The 15,585-nt window shown below is 62.7% G+C and carries 12 protein-coding genes; 7 read left to right on the top strand and 5 right to left on the bottom strand.

What is annotated here, in order from left to right:
• Window positions 1–2: 2 nt before the first annotated feature.
• The 3 genes from UCMB321_RS07240 to UCMB321_RS07230 all read left to right on the top strand — a co-directional run bounded on the left by UCMB321_RS07240 (window position 3) and on the right by UCMB321_RS07230 (window position 3,054).
• Window positions 3–1,169 carry an MFS transporter gene (locus tag UCMB321_RS07240; RefSeq protein ID WP_040064922.1) on the top strand — a complete coding sequence of 389 codons (1,167 nt, stop codon included), beginning with the start codon at window positions 3–5 and terminating at the stop codon, window positions 1,167–1,169.
• A gap of 51 nt (window positions 1,170–1,220) precedes the next feature.
• Complete coding sequence (locus tag UCMB321_RS07235; RefSeq protein ID WP_040064921.1) at window positions 1,221–2,270, top strand: alkene reductase; 1,050 nt, start codon at window positions 1,221–1,223, stop codon at window positions 2,268–2,270.
• Window positions 2,271–2,535: 265 nt separating this feature from the next.
• Window positions 2,536–3,054 (top strand): hypothetical protein, encoded by a 519-nt coding sequence (locus UCMB321_RS07230; RefSeq protein ID WP_040064920.1) that lies wholly within the window; start codon window positions 2,536–2,538, stop codon window positions 3,052–3,054.
• A gap of 15 nt (window positions 3,055–3,069) precedes the next feature.
• Here UCMB321_RS07230 and UCMB321_RS07225 read toward each other — a convergent pair whose 3' ends face one another.
• Both UCMB321_RS07225 and UCMB321_RS07220 read right to left on the bottom strand, forming a co-directional pair.
• Window positions 3,070–3,954 (bottom strand): DMT family transporter, encoded by an 885-nt coding sequence (locus UCMB321_RS07225; RefSeq protein ID WP_040064919.1) that lies wholly within the window; start codon window positions 3,952–3,954, stop codon window positions 3,070–3,072.
• A 159-nt stretch (window positions 3,955–4,113) separates the two neighbouring features.
• On the bottom strand, window positions 4,114–4,746 hold the full coding sequence (locus UCMB321_RS07220) for a TetR family transcriptional regulator (protein WP_040064918.1): 633 nt from the start codon (window positions 4,744–4,746) through the stop codon (window positions 4,114–4,116).
• Window positions 4,747–5,000: 254 nt separating this feature from the next.
• Here UCMB321_RS07220 and UCMB321_RS07215 point away from each other — a divergent pair, with 254 nt between their 5' ends.
• The 4 genes from UCMB321_RS07215 (at window position 5,001) to UCMB321_RS07200 (ending at window position 12,318) form a co-directional block, all read left to right on the top strand.
• Window positions 5,001–6,161, top strand: coding sequence for an efflux RND transporter periplasmic adaptor subunit (locus UCMB321_RS07215; RefSeq protein ID WP_040064917.1), 1,161 nt, complete (start codon window positions 5,001–5,003; stop codon window positions 6,159–6,161).
• A 3-nt stretch (window positions 6,162–6,164) separates the two neighbouring features.
• The gene (locus UCMB321_RS07210) at window positions 6,165–9,317 is read left to right on the top strand and encodes an efflux RND transporter permease subunit (RefSeq protein WP_040064916.1); all 3,153 of its coding nucleotides are present in this window, start codon (window positions 6,165–6,167) and stop codon (window positions 9,315–9,317) included.
• On the top strand, window positions 9,314–10,765 hold the full coding sequence (adeC, locus tag UCMB321_RS07205; protein WP_040064915.1) for an AdeC/AdeK/OprM family multidrug efflux complex outer membrane factor: 1,452 nt from the start codon (window positions 9,314–9,316) through the stop codon (window positions 10,763–10,765). The genes UCMB321_RS07210 and adeC overlap by 4 nt, the downstream gene beginning before the upstream one ends.
• Before the next feature lie 290 nt (window positions 10,766–11,055).
• Window positions 11,056–12,318, top strand: a complete 1,263-nt coding sequence (locus tag UCMB321_RS07200) for an OprD family porin (RefSeq protein WP_040064914.1) — start codon at window positions 11,056–11,058, stop codon at window positions 12,316–12,318.
• Window positions 12,319–12,330: 12 nt separating this feature from the next.
• Here UCMB321_RS07200 and UCMB321_RS07195 read toward each other — a convergent pair whose 3' ends face one another.
• The 3 genes from UCMB321_RS07195 to UCMB321_RS07185 all read right to left on the bottom strand — a co-directional run bounded on the left by UCMB321_RS07195 (window position 12,331) and on the right by UCMB321_RS07185 (window position 15,533).
• Window positions 12,331–13,230 (bottom strand): polysaccharide deacetylase family protein, encoded by a 900-nt coding sequence (locus UCMB321_RS07195; RefSeq protein WP_040064913.1) that lies wholly within the window; start codon window positions 13,228–13,230, stop codon window positions 12,331–12,333.
• Between the two features lie 129 nt (window positions 13,231–13,359).
• On the bottom strand, window positions 13,360–14,154 hold the full coding sequence (pcaD, locus tag UCMB321_RS07190) for a 3-oxoadipate enol-lactonase (RefSeq protein ID WP_040064993.1): 795 nt from the start codon (window positions 14,152–14,154) through the stop codon (window positions 13,360–13,362).
• An 83-nt stretch (window positions 14,155–14,237) separates the two neighbouring features.
• The gene (locus UCMB321_RS07185) at window positions 14,238–15,533 is read right to left on the bottom strand and encodes an MFS family transporter (protein WP_040064912.1); all 1,296 of its coding nucleotides are present in this window, start codon (window positions 15,531–15,533) and stop codon (window positions 14,238–14,240) included.
• Window positions 15,534–15,585 lie beyond the last annotated feature (52 nt).

The raw sequence follows: 15,585 nt of genomic DNA, 5'->3' as shown, positions 1-15,585 counted from the left end.
CGATGCCCCTTCCGTTACTCATCCTGGCCCTGAGCGCGTTCGCCATCGGCACCACCGAGTTCGTCATCATGGGCCTGTTGCCCAATGTGGCGGCGGACCTCGGCGTGTCGATTCCCGGTGCCGGCTGGCTGGTGACCGGCTACGCCCTGGGCGTGGCGATCGGCGCACCGTTCATGGCCATGGCCACCGCACGGCTGCCGCGCAAGGCAGCCCTGGTCGCCCTGATGGGGATCTTTATCGTCGGCAACCTGCTGTGCGCCATCGCCAGCGACTACAACGTGCTGATGTTCGCCCGGATCGTCACCGCCCTGTGCCACGGCGCGTTCTTCGGTATCGGTTCGGTGGTGGCGGCCAATCTGGTGACCCCGGACAAGCGTGCCTCGGCCGTGGCCCTGATGTTCACCGGCCTGACCCTGGCCAACGTCCTCGGCGTCCCCCTGGGCACCGCGCTGGGCCAACAGGCCGGCTGGCGCTCGACCTTCTGGGCGGTGACTGTGATCGGGGTGATCGCGCTGATCGGCCTGATCCGCTTCCTGCCGGCCAGGCGCGATGAGGAAAAACTCGACATGCGCGCCGAACTGGCCGGGCTCAAGAGCGCCGGGCTCTGGCTGTCGCTGAGCATGACCGTGCTGTTCGCCGCCGCCGTGTTCGCCCTGTTCACCTACATCGCGCCGCTGCTGGGCGAAGTGACCGGCGTCTCGCCACGGGGCGTGACCTGGACCCTGGTGCTGATGGGCCTGGGCCTGACCGTCGGCAACATCATCGGCGGCAAGCTGGCGGACAGGAACCTGGCCGCGACGCTGATCGGCGTGTTCATCGCCATGGCCGTGCTGGCCACCGTGCTGACCTGGAGCAGCGTGCTGCTGGTCCCCGCCGAAATCACCTTGTTCCTCTGGGCCACGGCCTGCTTCGCCGCCGTACCGGCCCTGCAGATCAACGTGGTGACCTACGGCCAGGCTGCGCCCAACCTGGTCTCGACCCTGAACATCGGCGCCTTCAACGTCGGCAACGCCCTCGGCGCCTGGATCGGCGGCAACGTCATCGCCCATGGCTTCGGCCTCACCAGCGTGCCGCTGGCCGCCGCGGCACTGGCGGTCCTCGCCCTGCTGGCGACCCTGATCACCTTTCGCCAGAACGACAACGACGAACTGGCTCCGGCTACCCACTGACTCCTGCTATTAACTGGCTCCTGCTACTAACTGCTAATGAGGGTTGTACACATGGCAACTATTTTCGACTCGATCAAACTGGGCGACCTGGAACTGCCCAACCGTATCATCATGGCCCCGCTGACCCGCTGCCGCGCCGATGAAGGCCGCGTACCCAACGCGCTGATGGCCGAGTACTACGTACAACGCGCTTCTGCCGGCCTGATCCTCAGCGAAGCCACCTCCGTGACGCCAATGGGCGTGGGCTACCCGGACACCCCGGGTATCTGGTCCAACGACCAGGTGCGCGGCTGGGCCAACGTGACCAAGGCCGTGCACGCTGCCGGCGGGCGGATCTTCCTGCAACTGTGGCACGTGGGCCGTGTGTCCCACCCTTCGTACCTGGACGGCGAACTGCCGGTCGCACCGAGTGCCATCCAGCCCAAGGGACATGTCAGCCTGGTGCGCCCACTGTCGGACTATCCGACCCCGCGGGCCCTGGAAATCGCTGAAATCGCCGACGTCGTCGACGCCTACCGCGTCGGTGCGGAAAATGCCAAGGCCGCCGGTTTCGACGGCGTGGAAATCCACGGTGCCAACGGCTACCTGCTCGATCAGTTCCTGCAAAGCAGCACCAACCAGCGCACCGACAACTACGGTGGCTCCCTGGAAAACCGCGCGCGCCTGCTGCTCGAAGTGACAGACGCCGTGATCGAAGTCTGGGGCGCAGGCCGGGTCGGCATGCACCTGGCGCCACGCGCCGACTCCCACGACATGGGCGATGCCAACCTCTCGGAAACCTTCACCTACGTCGCCCGCGAACTGGGCAAGCGCGGTATCGCGTTTATCTGCTCGCGCGAAAAAGAAGCCGATGACAGCCTCGGCCCACAACTGAAGGCGGCGTTCGGCGGCCCCTACATCGCCAACGAACGCTTCACCAAGGACAGCGCCAATGCCTGGCTGTCCAGCGGCAAGGCCGACGCGGTGGCCTTCGGCGTGCCGTTCATCGCCAACCCGGACCTGCCGGCCCGCCTGCAGGCCGATGCGCCGTTGAACCAGGCACACCCGGAAACCTTCTACGGCAAAGGTCCGGTCGGCTACATCGACTACCCGACGCTGTAAGCTCCGGTCTATAAAGACAGGAACAAGAAAGCCCCGGTCCGCAAGCACCGGGGCTTTTTCATGGACACGGTAAAAGCCATCGCACTCAACCCCCCGTTGCATCGGCCCACCTCCATATCAGAGGAAACCTACACGCGGCGCCGCCCTTTACCCCGGGTATTTTCGGTAGCAAACCCCATACTTACCCAGCGCCCGGCCTGAATCGGCCCAGCGCGCAGCGTCATGGGATGACGCTGCCTCAAAGACCTCATTAAAAGGAATTAAGATGACTCCCCTCTTGCAGTCCGTCAGCCTCGCCCTGTTCTGCGCGGTGATCTCCGCCCTGATTTCGCTGGCCGCCTTCGCCTCCAGCACCCCTGCCGTCGACACGGTCGGAGCCGATGCGGCAACACCCGGCCCGTCAAAACCCGGGGCGTCCAAAATCGTGACGTCCATCGAGATCAGCAACGACTCCCCCGACCCCCTCGAACTCCTGGGTACCGGCCTCGACCTGGGCGGCGCATCGCCGTCGAGTTTCAATATCGCCAGCGGCGAGCGTCGTGAACTCATCCTGGACGGCCCCAGGGCCTGGTTCATCTATGGTGCCGGGCCGCGCAAGTGTCGATTCGTCGCCCAACATACGCTGCTGGAACGCTTTGCCCACACGCAACGCCCCAACTACCTGCCCATCTGGATCAGGAAAGCCGAGTCCATCGGTGAACGCCAGGCCTCCTGCAAGGCCCGCCTGAGTAAAACCCTGAAGGCGCCGCCGTACAGCTACAACGTCAAGTTCAGCATGAGTTGAGGTTGGAACAGGGGCTCAGCGCTTGCGCTGGCCCCAAGCCACCGCCAGCCCACTGAGGCAGATCACCCCGATGCCCGCCACGCCGAATGCATCCGGCGTGTGATCGAAGATCAGGTAGCCGTACATCCCCGCAAAGAGAATCTGCCCGTAACTGAACGGCGCCAGCATCGCCGGCGCCGCGTGCCGGAACGCCTGGGTCAGGAACAGGTGCCCGAGCATGCCGCAGGTTCCCAGGCCGAGCATGAACAGCCCATGCCCCCAGGTGGGGGTACTCCAGAAAAACGGCAGCAAGGCCGTCATGATCAGGCTGTTGAAAATCCCCGTGAGAAAGTTGCTGGTAGTCGGGCTGTCGATGTCACTGAGCATCCGTGTCAGCAACTGATAGAAGCCAAAGCACAGGGCCGAACACAGTGGCAGGGCAATCGCCGGGGTGAACAGGGCACCGCCGGGGCGCACCACGATCAGCACGCCGACAAAACCGGTGATCACCGCCGCCCACTGACCCCGGCTGACCCGTTCACCCAGCAGCGGCACGGACAAGGCGGTCACCAGCAAGGGCGCGAGAAAGTTGACCGACGTGGCCTCGGCCAAGGGGATGTAACGCAGTCCCGTGGTGAAAAACAGACTGGTACCGATCAGGCACAATGCCCGCAACAACTGCAGGCCTGGCCGCCGGGTCCGCACCACGGCGGAGAAACCGCTGCGCGGTACGAAGATCACCAGCATCAGCAAGGTGTGCACCATGTAGCGGGCCCAGACCACCATGACGATGGGATAGAACCCGGAGAGGTACTTGGACAAGGCATCATGACTGGCGAATACCAGCACCGCCAGACCGATCAGGGCAATACCCTTGAGCGGCTGCTCAGCCCCCTTGTGCAACAAATCAGGCACACTCATTCACAGACTCGCAACACATTCGCTACAAAATACGTAGCTTACTAACTACCAAGATAGAGCGGTCGGGTAGATAATGGTCCGCTGCTGTCCACCGATACGGCGCGTCAACTCTACTCGCGTCCGGCGTTGATACAACTAGAATCAATTGCGCATTTTGACTTAATTGCGCAGGCCAGGGCTCAAGCGCAGCATGTCCAGCCCGGTGTCGACCAGACGTTCCGCTTCCGCCTGCAGTTCAAAGCTGTCGGAGACCAGCAGCCATTGAGCAATGATCCCATGGATATAAGCGTGTATGGCGATGGCGGCGCGGGCAGGGTCGAGATCTCCCGGCAATTGCCCACGGGCAACGGCATTGCGCAGGGTCAAGCCGATCTTCACATTGCAGTCCACACTGGCGGCCTGGCGCTGACGTCGCAGGTCACACATTTCATCGGTGAACTCGCACTTATGAAACAGAATCTCGTTGATGCGCCGAGTCTGGGGGTCCAGCGCGACCTGACGAAACACGTGAATCAGCAACGTGCGCATGCAGCCCAGCGGGTCGGGCTCGTCCTCGCTCTCGCTCGCCCGGGCCAACTCATCGAGCGGTTCGTGGAGGCTGTCGAGCATCGCCTGCACCAACTCGGCCTTGTTGCTGAAATGCCAATAAATGGCACCGCGGGTCACGCCCGCCAGGGTCGCGATATCGCCCAGGGTCGTGCGCGCCACACCACGCTCATAGAAGGCTTTTTCGGCCGCTTCGAGTATCTGTCTCCGGGTCTCCTGAGCTTCCTCTTTGGTGCGACGGGCCATGGCAGTAAAACCTCAATCAGGGGGCCTCGAACGAACGCCGGGCTTAATCAGAGCTTAATAACGGGTGGCGATTGTCGTGCCGTTTCCCGGGCTGAATTACATGCTTTGTAACGATTTCTGCGCAAAGCGCAAGTATTTACAAACAACCATGAATGTAAGTATATTCATTAGCAACCTATTTATCCAGTCGGATCACCTTTCGTACCCTTCCACTTTTCTTGTGCGCATCGTGCGCGCCTGACCCGAGGATCTTCATGCAACTCAAGCCAGCTGTTACCGCTCTGGTCACCGCCGTCGCCCTGGCATCGCTGCTCAGCGGATGCAAAGAGGAAAAGGCTGCCCCGCCAGCGCCTCCTCCACCTCAGGTCGGCGTCGTTACCCTGCAAACCCAGGCCTTCACCCTGACCTCCGACCTGCCCGGTCGAACCACGGCGTACCGCATCGCGGAAGTCCGTCCGCAGGTCAATGGCATCATTCTCAAGCGTCTGTTCAAGGAAGGCGGCGATGTCAAAGCCGGCCAGCAGCTGTATCAGATCGACCCGTCGGTCTATGAAGCGACCTTGAAAAGCGCCGAAGCGAACCTGCAATCGACCAAGTCGATTTCCGATCGCTACAAGCAGTTGGTGAGCGAACAGGCCGTCAGCCGCCAGGAATACGACACCGCCGTCGCCAACCGCCTGCAATCGGAAGCCGCCCTGCAAAGCGCCCAGATCAACGTGCGCTACACCAAGGTGTACGCACCGTTGTCCGGGCGTATCGGCCGCTCTTCGGTGACCGAAGGCGCGCTGGTCAGCAGCGGCCAGACCGATGCCATGGCGACGATCTCGCAACTCGACCCGATCTACGTCGACGTGACGCAGTCCACCGCCAATCTGCTGGAACTGCGTCGCGAGCTGGAAAGCGGCCGCCTGCAGAAAGCCGGCGACAATGCGGCGTCGGTCAAGCTGACCCTGGAAGACGGCAGCCAGTACAAACTGGACGGCAAGCTGGAGTTCTCGGAAGTCACCGTGGATGAAACCACCGGCTCCGTGACCCTGCGCGCGGTGTTCCCGAACCCCGACCACACCCTGCTGCCCGGCATGTTCGTGCATGCCCAGTTGCAGGCCGGGGTGAACAGCGCGGCGATTCTCGCCCCGCAACAAGGCGTGACCCGCGACCTGAAAGGCACCCCGATCGCGATGGTCGTCGGCCCGGACAACAAGGTCGAGATGCGTCAGCTCAAGGCCAGCCGTACCGTCGGTAGCCAATGGCTGATCGAAGACGGCCTGAAAGCCGGTGATCGGGTGATCACCGAAGGTCTCCAGTTCGTGCGTCCTGGTGTTGAAGTCAGGGCCAGCGAAGCCACCAATGTGAAGGCAGCCAACCCGACCCCTGCCCCGGCAACCGCTAAAGCCGCAGGCAGCAAAGGGGAGTAAACCATGTCGAAATTCTTTATCGACCGGCCAATCTTCGCCTGGGTAATCGCCCTGGTGATCATGTTGGTCGGGGCTCTATCGATCCTCAAGTTGCCGATCAACCAGTACCCGGCCATTGCCCCGCCGGCCATCGCGATTGCCGTGACCTACCCGGGCGCTTCGGCGCAGACCGTGCAGGACACCGTGGTCCAGGTGATCGAGCAGCAGCTCAACGGTATCGACAACCTGCGTTATATCGAGTCGTCGAGCAACTCCGACGGCAGCATGACCATTACCGCGACCTTCAACCAGGGCACCAGCCCCGATACCGCGCAGGTCCAGGTGCAGAACAAGCTGAACCTGGCCACCCCGCTGCTGCCGCAAGAAGTGCAGCAACAGGGTATTCGCGTGACCAAGTCGGTGAAGAACTACCTGATGGTGATCGGTGTCGTCTCCACGGACGGCAGCATGAACCGGGACGACCTGGCGAACTACATCGTGTCCAACATGCAGGACCCGATCTCGCGGACCGCCGGTGTCGGTGACTTCCAGGTGTTCGGTGCCCAGTATGCGATGCGCATCTGGCTCGACCCGGCCAAGCTGAACAACTTCAAGCTGACCCCGGTGGACGTGAAAACCGCCATCGCCGCGCAGAACGTCCAGGTGGCTTCCGGGCAGCTGGGTGGGCTGCCGGCCATGCCTGGTCAACAGTTGAACGCAACCATCATCGGCAAGACCCGCCTGCAGACCGCCGAACAGTTCAAGGCCATTCTGCTCAAGGTCAACCAGGACGGCTCGCAGGTGCGCCTGGGTGATGTCGCCGATGTCGCCCTCGGTGGCGAAAACTACAGCGTCAACGCCCAGTTCAACGGCAAGCCGGCATCCGGCCTGGCGGTGAAGCTCGCGGCCGGCGCCAACGCCCTGGACACCGCCAAGGCCCTGCGCAAGACCATCTCCACGCTGGAGCCGTTCTTTCCGCCGGGCATGCAAGTGGTCTACCCGTACGACACCACCCCGGTGGTGACCGAATCGATCAAGGGCGTGGTTGAAACCCTGGTCGAGGCGATCGTGCTGGTGTTCCTGGTGATGTTCCTGTTCCTGCAGAACTTCCGCGCCACCATCATCACCACCATGACCGTTCCGGTGGTGTTGCTGGGGACTTTCGGGATCCTCGCTGCGGCCGGCTTCAGCATCAACACCCTGACCATGTTCGGCATGGTACTGGCCATCGGCTTGCTGGTGGACGATGCCATCGTCGTGGTGGAAAACGTCGAGCGGGTGATGAGCGAGGAAGGCCTGTCGCCCAAGGAGGCGACGAAGCGATCCATGGGGCAGATCCAGGGCGCGCTGGTGGGTATCGCCCTCGTGCTCTCGGCGGTATTGCTGCCCATGGCGTTCTTCGCCGGCTCCACCGGGGTGATCTACAGGCAGTTCTCGATCACCATCGTCTCGGCCATGGCCCTGTCGGTGATGGTCGCCCTGATCTTCACCCCGGCCCTGTGCGCCACCATGCTCAAGCCGATTGCCAAGGGCGACCACGGCACCGCCAAGCGCGGCTTCTTCGGCTGGTTCAACCGCAACTTCGACCGCAGTGTCCGCGGCTACGAACGCACCGTGGGCAGCATCCTGCGCCACAAGGCGCCGTACCTGCTGGTCTACGTGATCATCTTTGCCGGCATGATCTGGCTGTTCACCCGTATTCCGACCTCGTTCCTGCCGGAAGAAGACCAGGGCGTCTTGTTCGCCCAGGTACAGACGCCAGCCGGCTCCAGCGCCGAGCGGACCCAGGCGGTACTCGACGAAATGCGCGAATACCTGTTGACCCAGGAAACCGACACCGTGGCCTCGGTGTTTACCGTACGCGGCTTCAACTTCGCCGGTAACGGCCAGAGCTCGGGCCTGGGCTTCATCATGCTCAAGCCCTGGCATGAACGCTCCAGCCAGAACACCGTGTTCAGCCTCGCCGCCCGTGCGCAGCAGCACTTCTTCTCGTTCCGCGACGCGATGGTGTTTGCCTTCGCCCCTCCGGCGGTACTGGAATTGGGTAATGCCATCGGTTTCGACGTCTATCTGCAGGACCAGGCCGGTATCGGTCACGACAAGTTGATGGCCGCCCGCAACCAGTTCCTCGGCATGGCGGCGCAGAGCAAGGTGCTTGCCCAGGTTCGTCCAAACGGCCTGAACGACGAGCCGCAGTACCAACTGAGCATCGACGACGAGCGCGCCAGTGCCCTGGGCCTGTCCCTCGCGGACATCAACAGCAGCTTGTCGATTGCGCTGGGCGCCAATTATGTCAACGACTTCATCGACCGTGGTCGGGTGAAGAAGGTGTTCGTGCAAGGCATGCCCAGTTCACGGATGAGCCCTGAAGACCTGCAGAAATGGTACGTGCGCAACAAAGCCGGGGTCATGGTGCCGTTCTCCGCGTTCGCCAAGGGTGAGTGGGTCTACGGTTCGCCGAAACTGTCACGTTTCAACGGCGTCGCCGCCATGGAAATTCTCGGTGCCCCGGCCCCCGGCTACAGTACCGGCCAGGCCCTGGCGGAAGTCGAGGCGATCGCCGCGAAACTGCCGGCCGGCGTCGGGATCTCCTGGACGGGCCTGTCGTACGAGGAGAAGCTGTCCGGCTCCCAGGCGCCGGCGCTGTTCGCCCTGTCGCTGCTGATGGTGTTCCTGTGCCTGGCCGCACTGTACGAGAGCTGGTCGATTCCAATCGCCGTGGTGCTGGTGGTACCGCTGGGGATCATCGGTGCGCTGTTGGCGACGACCTTCCGCGGGCTGTCCAACGACGTGTACTTCCAGGTGGGCCTGTTGACGACCATCGGCCTGGCGGCGAAAAACGCCATCCTGATCGTGGAGTTCGCCAAGGAGCTGCATGAACAGGGACGCAGCCTGGTGGACGCGGCGATCGAGGCTTGCCGCATGCGTTTGCGTCCGATCATCATGACCTCCCTGGCCTTCATCCTCGGCGTGGTGCCGCTGGCGATCTCCACCGGTGCAGGCTCAGGCAGCCAGCACGCCATCGGTACCGGGGTGATCGGCGGTATGATCACCGCGACGATCCTGGCGATTTTCTGGGTTCCGCTGTTCTTCGTATCGGTGTCGTCCATCGGCGGCGAGAAAAAGCACCAGCAGTCGGACACGACTGAAACTCTAAGCAATGAGGCTGCCCAATGAGCAAGTCCCTTCTCAGTGTAGCGGTCGCGGCCTTCGTGCTCAGCGGTTGCTCGTTGATCCCCGACTACCAGCGCCCCGCAGCGCCGGTGGCGGCGCAGTACCCGCAAGGGCCGGCCTACTCGCCGGCCCAGGCGGCAGACGTCGCGGCAGCCGAACAGGGCTGGCGGCAGTTCTTCAACGACCCGGCACTGCGGCAGCTGATCCAGGTCGCCCTGGAAAACAACCGCGACCTGCGGGTCGCGGCGCTGAACATCGACGCCTACCGCGCCCAGTACCAGATCCAGCGCGCCGACCTGTTCCCGGCCGTCACGGCCAATGGCAACGGCAGTCGCCAACGCGTACCGGCCAACGTCTCGAGTACCGGCACGGAAAGGATCAACAGCCAGTACTCGGCGACCCTTGGGGTCAGCTCCTATGAGCTGGACCTGTTCGGTCGTGTCCGTAGCCTGAGCGAGAAGGCGCTGCAGACCTACTTCGCCAGCGAAGAAGCCCGCCGCAGCACGCAGATCAGCCTGGTGGCCAGCGTGGCCAACGCCTACCTGACCTGGCAGGCCGACAAGGAACTGCTCAAGCTGACCCAGGAAACCCTGGCCGCCTACGAGGAAAGCTACAAGCTGACGGCACGCAGCAACGAAGTCGGTGTGGCCTCCGCCCTGGACCTGAGCCAGGCGCGGACCTCGGTGGAAGGTGCCCGGGTCAAGCTGGCGCAATTCACCCGCCAGGTCGCCGAAGACCAGAACAGCCTGACGTTGCTGCTCGGTAGCGGTTTGCCGGCCAACCTGCCGGAGGCTCAACCGCTGTCGGCCAAACTGCTCAGCGAGATGCCGGCCGGCCTGCCGTCCGACCTGCTGCAACGGCGTCCGGATATTCTAAGCGCCGAGCACCAGTTGCTGGCGGCCAATGCCAATATCGGCGCCGCACGCGCGGCGTTCTTCCCGAGCATCAGCCTGACCGCCAATGCCGGGACCTTGAGCCCGGACATGGGTGGCCTGTTCAAGGGCGGTTCGGGGACCTGGTCGTTCTCGCCGAGTATCAACATTCCGATCTTCAACGCCGGCAGCCTGAAAGCCAGCCTGGATTACTCGAAAATCCAGAAGGAGATCAGCGTCGCCAACTACGAGAAAGCCATTCAGACCGGCTTCCGGGAAGTCTCCGACGGCCTGGCTGCGCGCCAGACCTTCAACCAGCAGTTGCAGGCCCAGCGTGACCTGGTCGCCGCCAACCAGGATTACTACCGCCTGGCCGAGCGTCGCTACCGCATTGGTGTCGACAGCAACCTGACCTTCCTCGATGCCCAGCGCTCGTTGTTCAGCGCCCAGCAATCGCTGATCAGCGATCGCCTGTCGCAGCTCACCAGCGAGGTCAACCTGTACAAGGCCCTCGGCGGTGGCTGGTACGAGCAGGCCGGCCAGGCCCAGCCGATCGACGAGACGCCACCGAAGGGCTGAAGCCTTTCACGCCACACAAAAAACCCGCCACCGGCGGGTTTTTTCATCCCTGAACTGTTCTGTTCGATAATCGCACAAAATCGCCCGATCTCAATTGAACTAACTGGTTAATTCGCCGCACCATTCCCTGCACTGACCCATAGCCATAACAACAACAGGTTCATCCGCATGTCTCGATACCCCGCCCTCACCGGCTGATCACACCCGCCGTTCCCCGTTCGAACACCTTGTCTGCACCCCTGGTTGCGGCTACGCCCTGCTTCATCCCTAACAACTAGAGAGACCGATCCATGAAGCCACTGAACACGCGCATCGTTTCCTCCCGCACCCTGCTGGCCATCGCCATGGCCAGCGCGACCCTGCCGGCCATGGCCGAGGAACATGGCTTTGTGGAGGACGCCCAAGCCAACCTGAACCTGCGTAACTTCTTCATCAACCGCAACTTCACCAACCCGGCCTTCCCTCAATCAAAGGCCCAGGAATGGACGCAGAGCTTCATCCTCGATGCCCGATCCGGCTTCACCCAGGGCACCGTGGGCTTCGGCGCCGATGTGCTGGGCACCTTCTCGGAAAAGCTTGACGGCGGCAAAGGCACCGGCGGTACCCAGTTGCTGCCACTGGACGGTAACGGACGCCCAGCCAGCAACTTCGGGCGCCTGGACGTGGCCTTCAAGGCGAAGATTTCCAAGACGGAACTGAAGGTCGGCGAATGGATGCCGGTGCTGCCGATCCTGCGCTCGGACGACGGTCGCTCGCTGCCGCAAACCTTTCGCGGCGGCCAGATCACCTCGAAGGAAATCGACGGCCTGACCCTCTACGGCGGCCAGTTCCAGAAGAACAGCCCGCGTAACGATTCGAGCATGACCGACATGTTCATGAACGGTAAGCCAGGCATCACCTCCGACCGTTTCAACTTCGAGGGCGGCGAATACACCTTCAATGACAAGCGCACGATGATCGGGCTGTGGAATGCCCAGCTCAAGGACATCTACAGCCAGCAGTACGTCAACCTGGTCCACAGCCAACCGCTGGGCGACTGGACCTTGGGCGCCAACCTCGGCTACTTCTACGGCAAGGACGACGGCAGCGCCCGCGCTGGCGAACTGGAGAACAAGACCATGTCCGGGCTGTTCTCGGCCAAATACGGCGGCAACACCTTCTATGTCGGCTTGCAGAAACTCACCGGCAACAGCGTCTGGATGCGCGTCAACGGCACCAGCGGCGGCACCCTGGCCAACGACAGCTACAACAACAGCTACGACAACGCCCGGGAGAAGTCCTGGCAGCTGCGCCATGACTACAACTTCGCGGCCCTCGGCATTCCGGGGTTGACCCTGATGAACCGCTATATCAGCGGGGACAACGTGCACACCGGGGCCATTACCGACGGCAAGGAGTGGGGGCGTGAGTCCGAGCTGGGCTACACCGTGCAAAGCGGTAGCTTCAAGAACCTCAACGTGCGCTGGCGCAACTCCAGCATTCGCAAGAGTTTCAGCAGCAACGAATTCGACGAAAACCGCCTGATCGTCAGCTATCCGATTTCGTTGCTGTAGGCCTACCTCGGCCTACTCTGAATTCTTGTTCCACCACCAGTTCCAGAACCCGGGCAAACGCACGGGCACGGAACTGTCCTGAACCGTGCGGGCCATCACGGCCCGCAACAAAACCGAGCGATCCGTATAGAACGGTTGCTCGGCCGTCCGCACTCCGGTCTCCCGTGCGCAGTCCATCAGGATCTGCAAATACTCCTGCATATGCCGGGCGGTGTAGCGATTGAGGTCGTGGAAAGTCACCACCACCGGAATCACCCCATCGACCACCGGCATCTTGCCCTGGGCAATCTGCTCGCGGACCTCGGCCAGGTGCTTGAGCAGGTTGGCCCGGCGCTGCGGGCTGGCGGTAATGCCCCAGATCTTGCCGTCATTGGCACTCAGGTCCGTCAACAACACGTGCAGGCCATGCTGCTGGTAGGCGGCGAAAGTGCGCTTGTCGTAGTTCCAGAACGGCGGGCGCAGGATCGTCGGTGGCGCACCGGTGATCGCCGCAATATCCGCACTGCCGTCGGTGAGCGACTGTTCCAGTTCCTCCGGACTCAGCGAGCGGTGATTGGTGTGCCAGGGGGTCGCAGTATGAAAGCCGAGGATATGCCCCTCGGCATGCTCGCGCCGCATCAGCGCACGACCGATGTCGCTGTTGCCGGCCCGCGGGGCACGGGTCTGGACAAAGAACACGGCCTTGATCCCCGGCTGGATCGGGTTGCGCGCCAGGTCGTCGAGCACCGACGCCGTCGGGTTCCAGAAACTCGAGGCGCTGGGCCCGTCATCGAAGGTCAGCAGGAAACGGATCGGTGGTTGCGAGCGCAGGGCCTGTTCGGTCTGTGCGGTCAAGGGCATCGGCGGACCGATGCAACCGGCCAGGCTGACGGCGATCACAACGGCGGACAAGAGTGCGGCAAACGACTTCATGGGATTGGGCGGGTCCAGATCAAAGCAATGGCAGAGCAGCCATTGCTTCCATCAGAGCACAAACACCCGGAGCTGTTCAGGTGGCGGCGAAATTTTCATCCAAAAGAGAAAGATTTCGCTCGAAACCTTTCAAGCCCCGGCGGACAGAAACGCCAGCACCCGCTGGCTGAACGCATCGCCGGCCTGCACGTTGGACAGGTGCGCGGCGTGGAACTCGGCGTATTCGGCGCCCTCGACGTGCTCCTGGATAAAGATCCCGCCCGACGGGGGCGTCACCGCATCCTCGGTACCGGAAATCACCAGCAGCGGCACTTGGATCTGCACCAGTTGATCGCGAAAATCCGCGTCGCGCACCGCACAGCAGTTGGCCGCATAGCCCTGGGGCGACGTGGCGGCAAGCATATCGGTAATCGGCGTGACCCGATCCGGATGCGCCTGGGCGAATTCCGCGGTGAACCAGCGTGAAACCGCCCCGTCGCGCAGGGCCAGCATCGCCGCCTGGCCGCCCGTCGACACCGCCTCGATCCGTGGATTCCAGATGCTCGGATCGCCGATCTTCGCCGCCGTGTTGCAGACGATCAGCCGCTGCAGACGGTGGCCGGCGTTGATCCCCAGCCACTGACCGATCAGGCCGCCCATGGACAGGCCGCAGAAATGCGCGCGCTCGATCTGCAGCGCGTCCAGCAACGCCAGCACGTCACGCCCCAGTTGCTCGATGCTGTAGGGCCCGGGCGTGACCAGCGAGCGGCCATGGCCGCGGGTGTCGTAGCGCAAGACCCGAAAATGCTCGGCAAACGCGGGTATCTGGGTGTCCCACATCCCCAGATCGGTTCCCAGCGAGTTGGACAACACCAGGACCGGCGCACCGGGCGGGCCCTCCAGCTGGTAATTCAGTTCACCTTCGGCAAGTTGTACGAAAGCCACGCTCATCTCCTTCAAATGAAAGCCAACGGTAGGGTCCGGTCGTTACAGGGGTGAAGCGCGCCCGCAAAGGACGCGCGAACCGATCAATGATCGCTATGCAGGTAGGCCGCCTGCTTCGGCAGGCGCAGGCTGAACAGGAAAGCGACCACCATCATCACGGTCACATACCAGTAGAAGGCGTTTTCCATCCCCGCCAGCTTCAGGTTCAGGGCCACGTATTCCGCCGAACCACCGAAGACCGCATTCGCCACCGCGTAGGCCAGGCCCACGCCCAGTGCCCGTACCTGGACCGGGAACATCTCGGCTTTGACCAGGCCACTGATGGAGGTATAGAAACTGACGATCGCCAGGGCCAGGGTGATCAGCACGAACGCCAGGAACGGGCTGGTGACAGTCTTCAGGGCCAGCAGGATCGGCACCGTGAACACGGCGCCCAACGCGCCGAACCAGAGCATCGAGTTACGCCGGCCGATCCTGTCCGAGAGCATGCCGAAGAACGGCTGCATGCACATATAAAGGAAGAGCACGGCGGTCATGATGAAGCTGGCGGTCTTGGCCGTCATGCCGGTGGTGTTCACCAGGTACTTCTGCATGTAGGTGGTGAAGGTGTAGAAAATCAGCGAGCCGCCGGCGGTATAGCCGAGCACGGTGATGAAGGCGGCCTTGTGATCGCGGAACAGCGCCCGCATGCTGCCGGCGTCCTTGTCCTCGCGGTTTTCCTTGCTGGTGGTTTCCTTCAGGGCACGACGCAGAAACAGCGAGATCAGCGCCGCGATGGCGCCGATCACGAACGGAACCCGCCAGCCCCAGGCCTTGATCTCAGGTTCGGTGAGGAACTGCTGGATGATCACCAGTACCAGCACCGCCAGCAACTGGCCACCGATCAGGGTCACGTACTGGAACGAGGCAAAGAAACCGCGCTGGCCACGCAGGGCCACCTCGCTCATGTAGGTCGCGGTGGTGCCGTATTCACCGCCCACCGACAGGCCCTGGAACAGTCGCGCCAACAACAGCAGAACCGGCGCCCAGGCACCGATGGTCGCGTAGCCGGGCAGGAAGGCGATGACCAGGGAGCCGGCGCACATCATCAGCACCGAGATCACCATCGAGTTCTTGCGTCCGTGCTTGTCGGCCACGCGACCGAACAGCCAGCCGCCGATCGGCCGCATCAGGAAGCCGGCGGCGAACACCCCGGCGGTGTTGACCAACTGCACCGTGGGATTGTCGGAGGGAAAGAACGCAGGGGCGAAGTAGATGGCACAGAAGGCATAGACGTAGAAGTCGAACCATTCGACCAGGTTGCCGGAAGAAGCGCCGACAATGGCAATGATCCTCTTGTTACGTTCTTCGGCAGTGTACGGCATCGTTGTTGTTGTCATGTTTCATCACTCGAAGGAGGTAAGTTGCAGTCTAGACATACTTTGCAACGAG

It is taken from the genome of Pseudomonas batumici (assembly GCF_000820515.1).
GTDB classification, from domain to species: domain Bacteria; phylum Pseudomonadota; class Gammaproteobacteria; order Pseudomonadales; family Pseudomonadaceae; genus Aquipseudomonas; species Aquipseudomonas batumici.
Note: the sequence above shows the minus strand (reverse complement) of the source record. Positions and strands in the feature narration are given on the sequence as shown.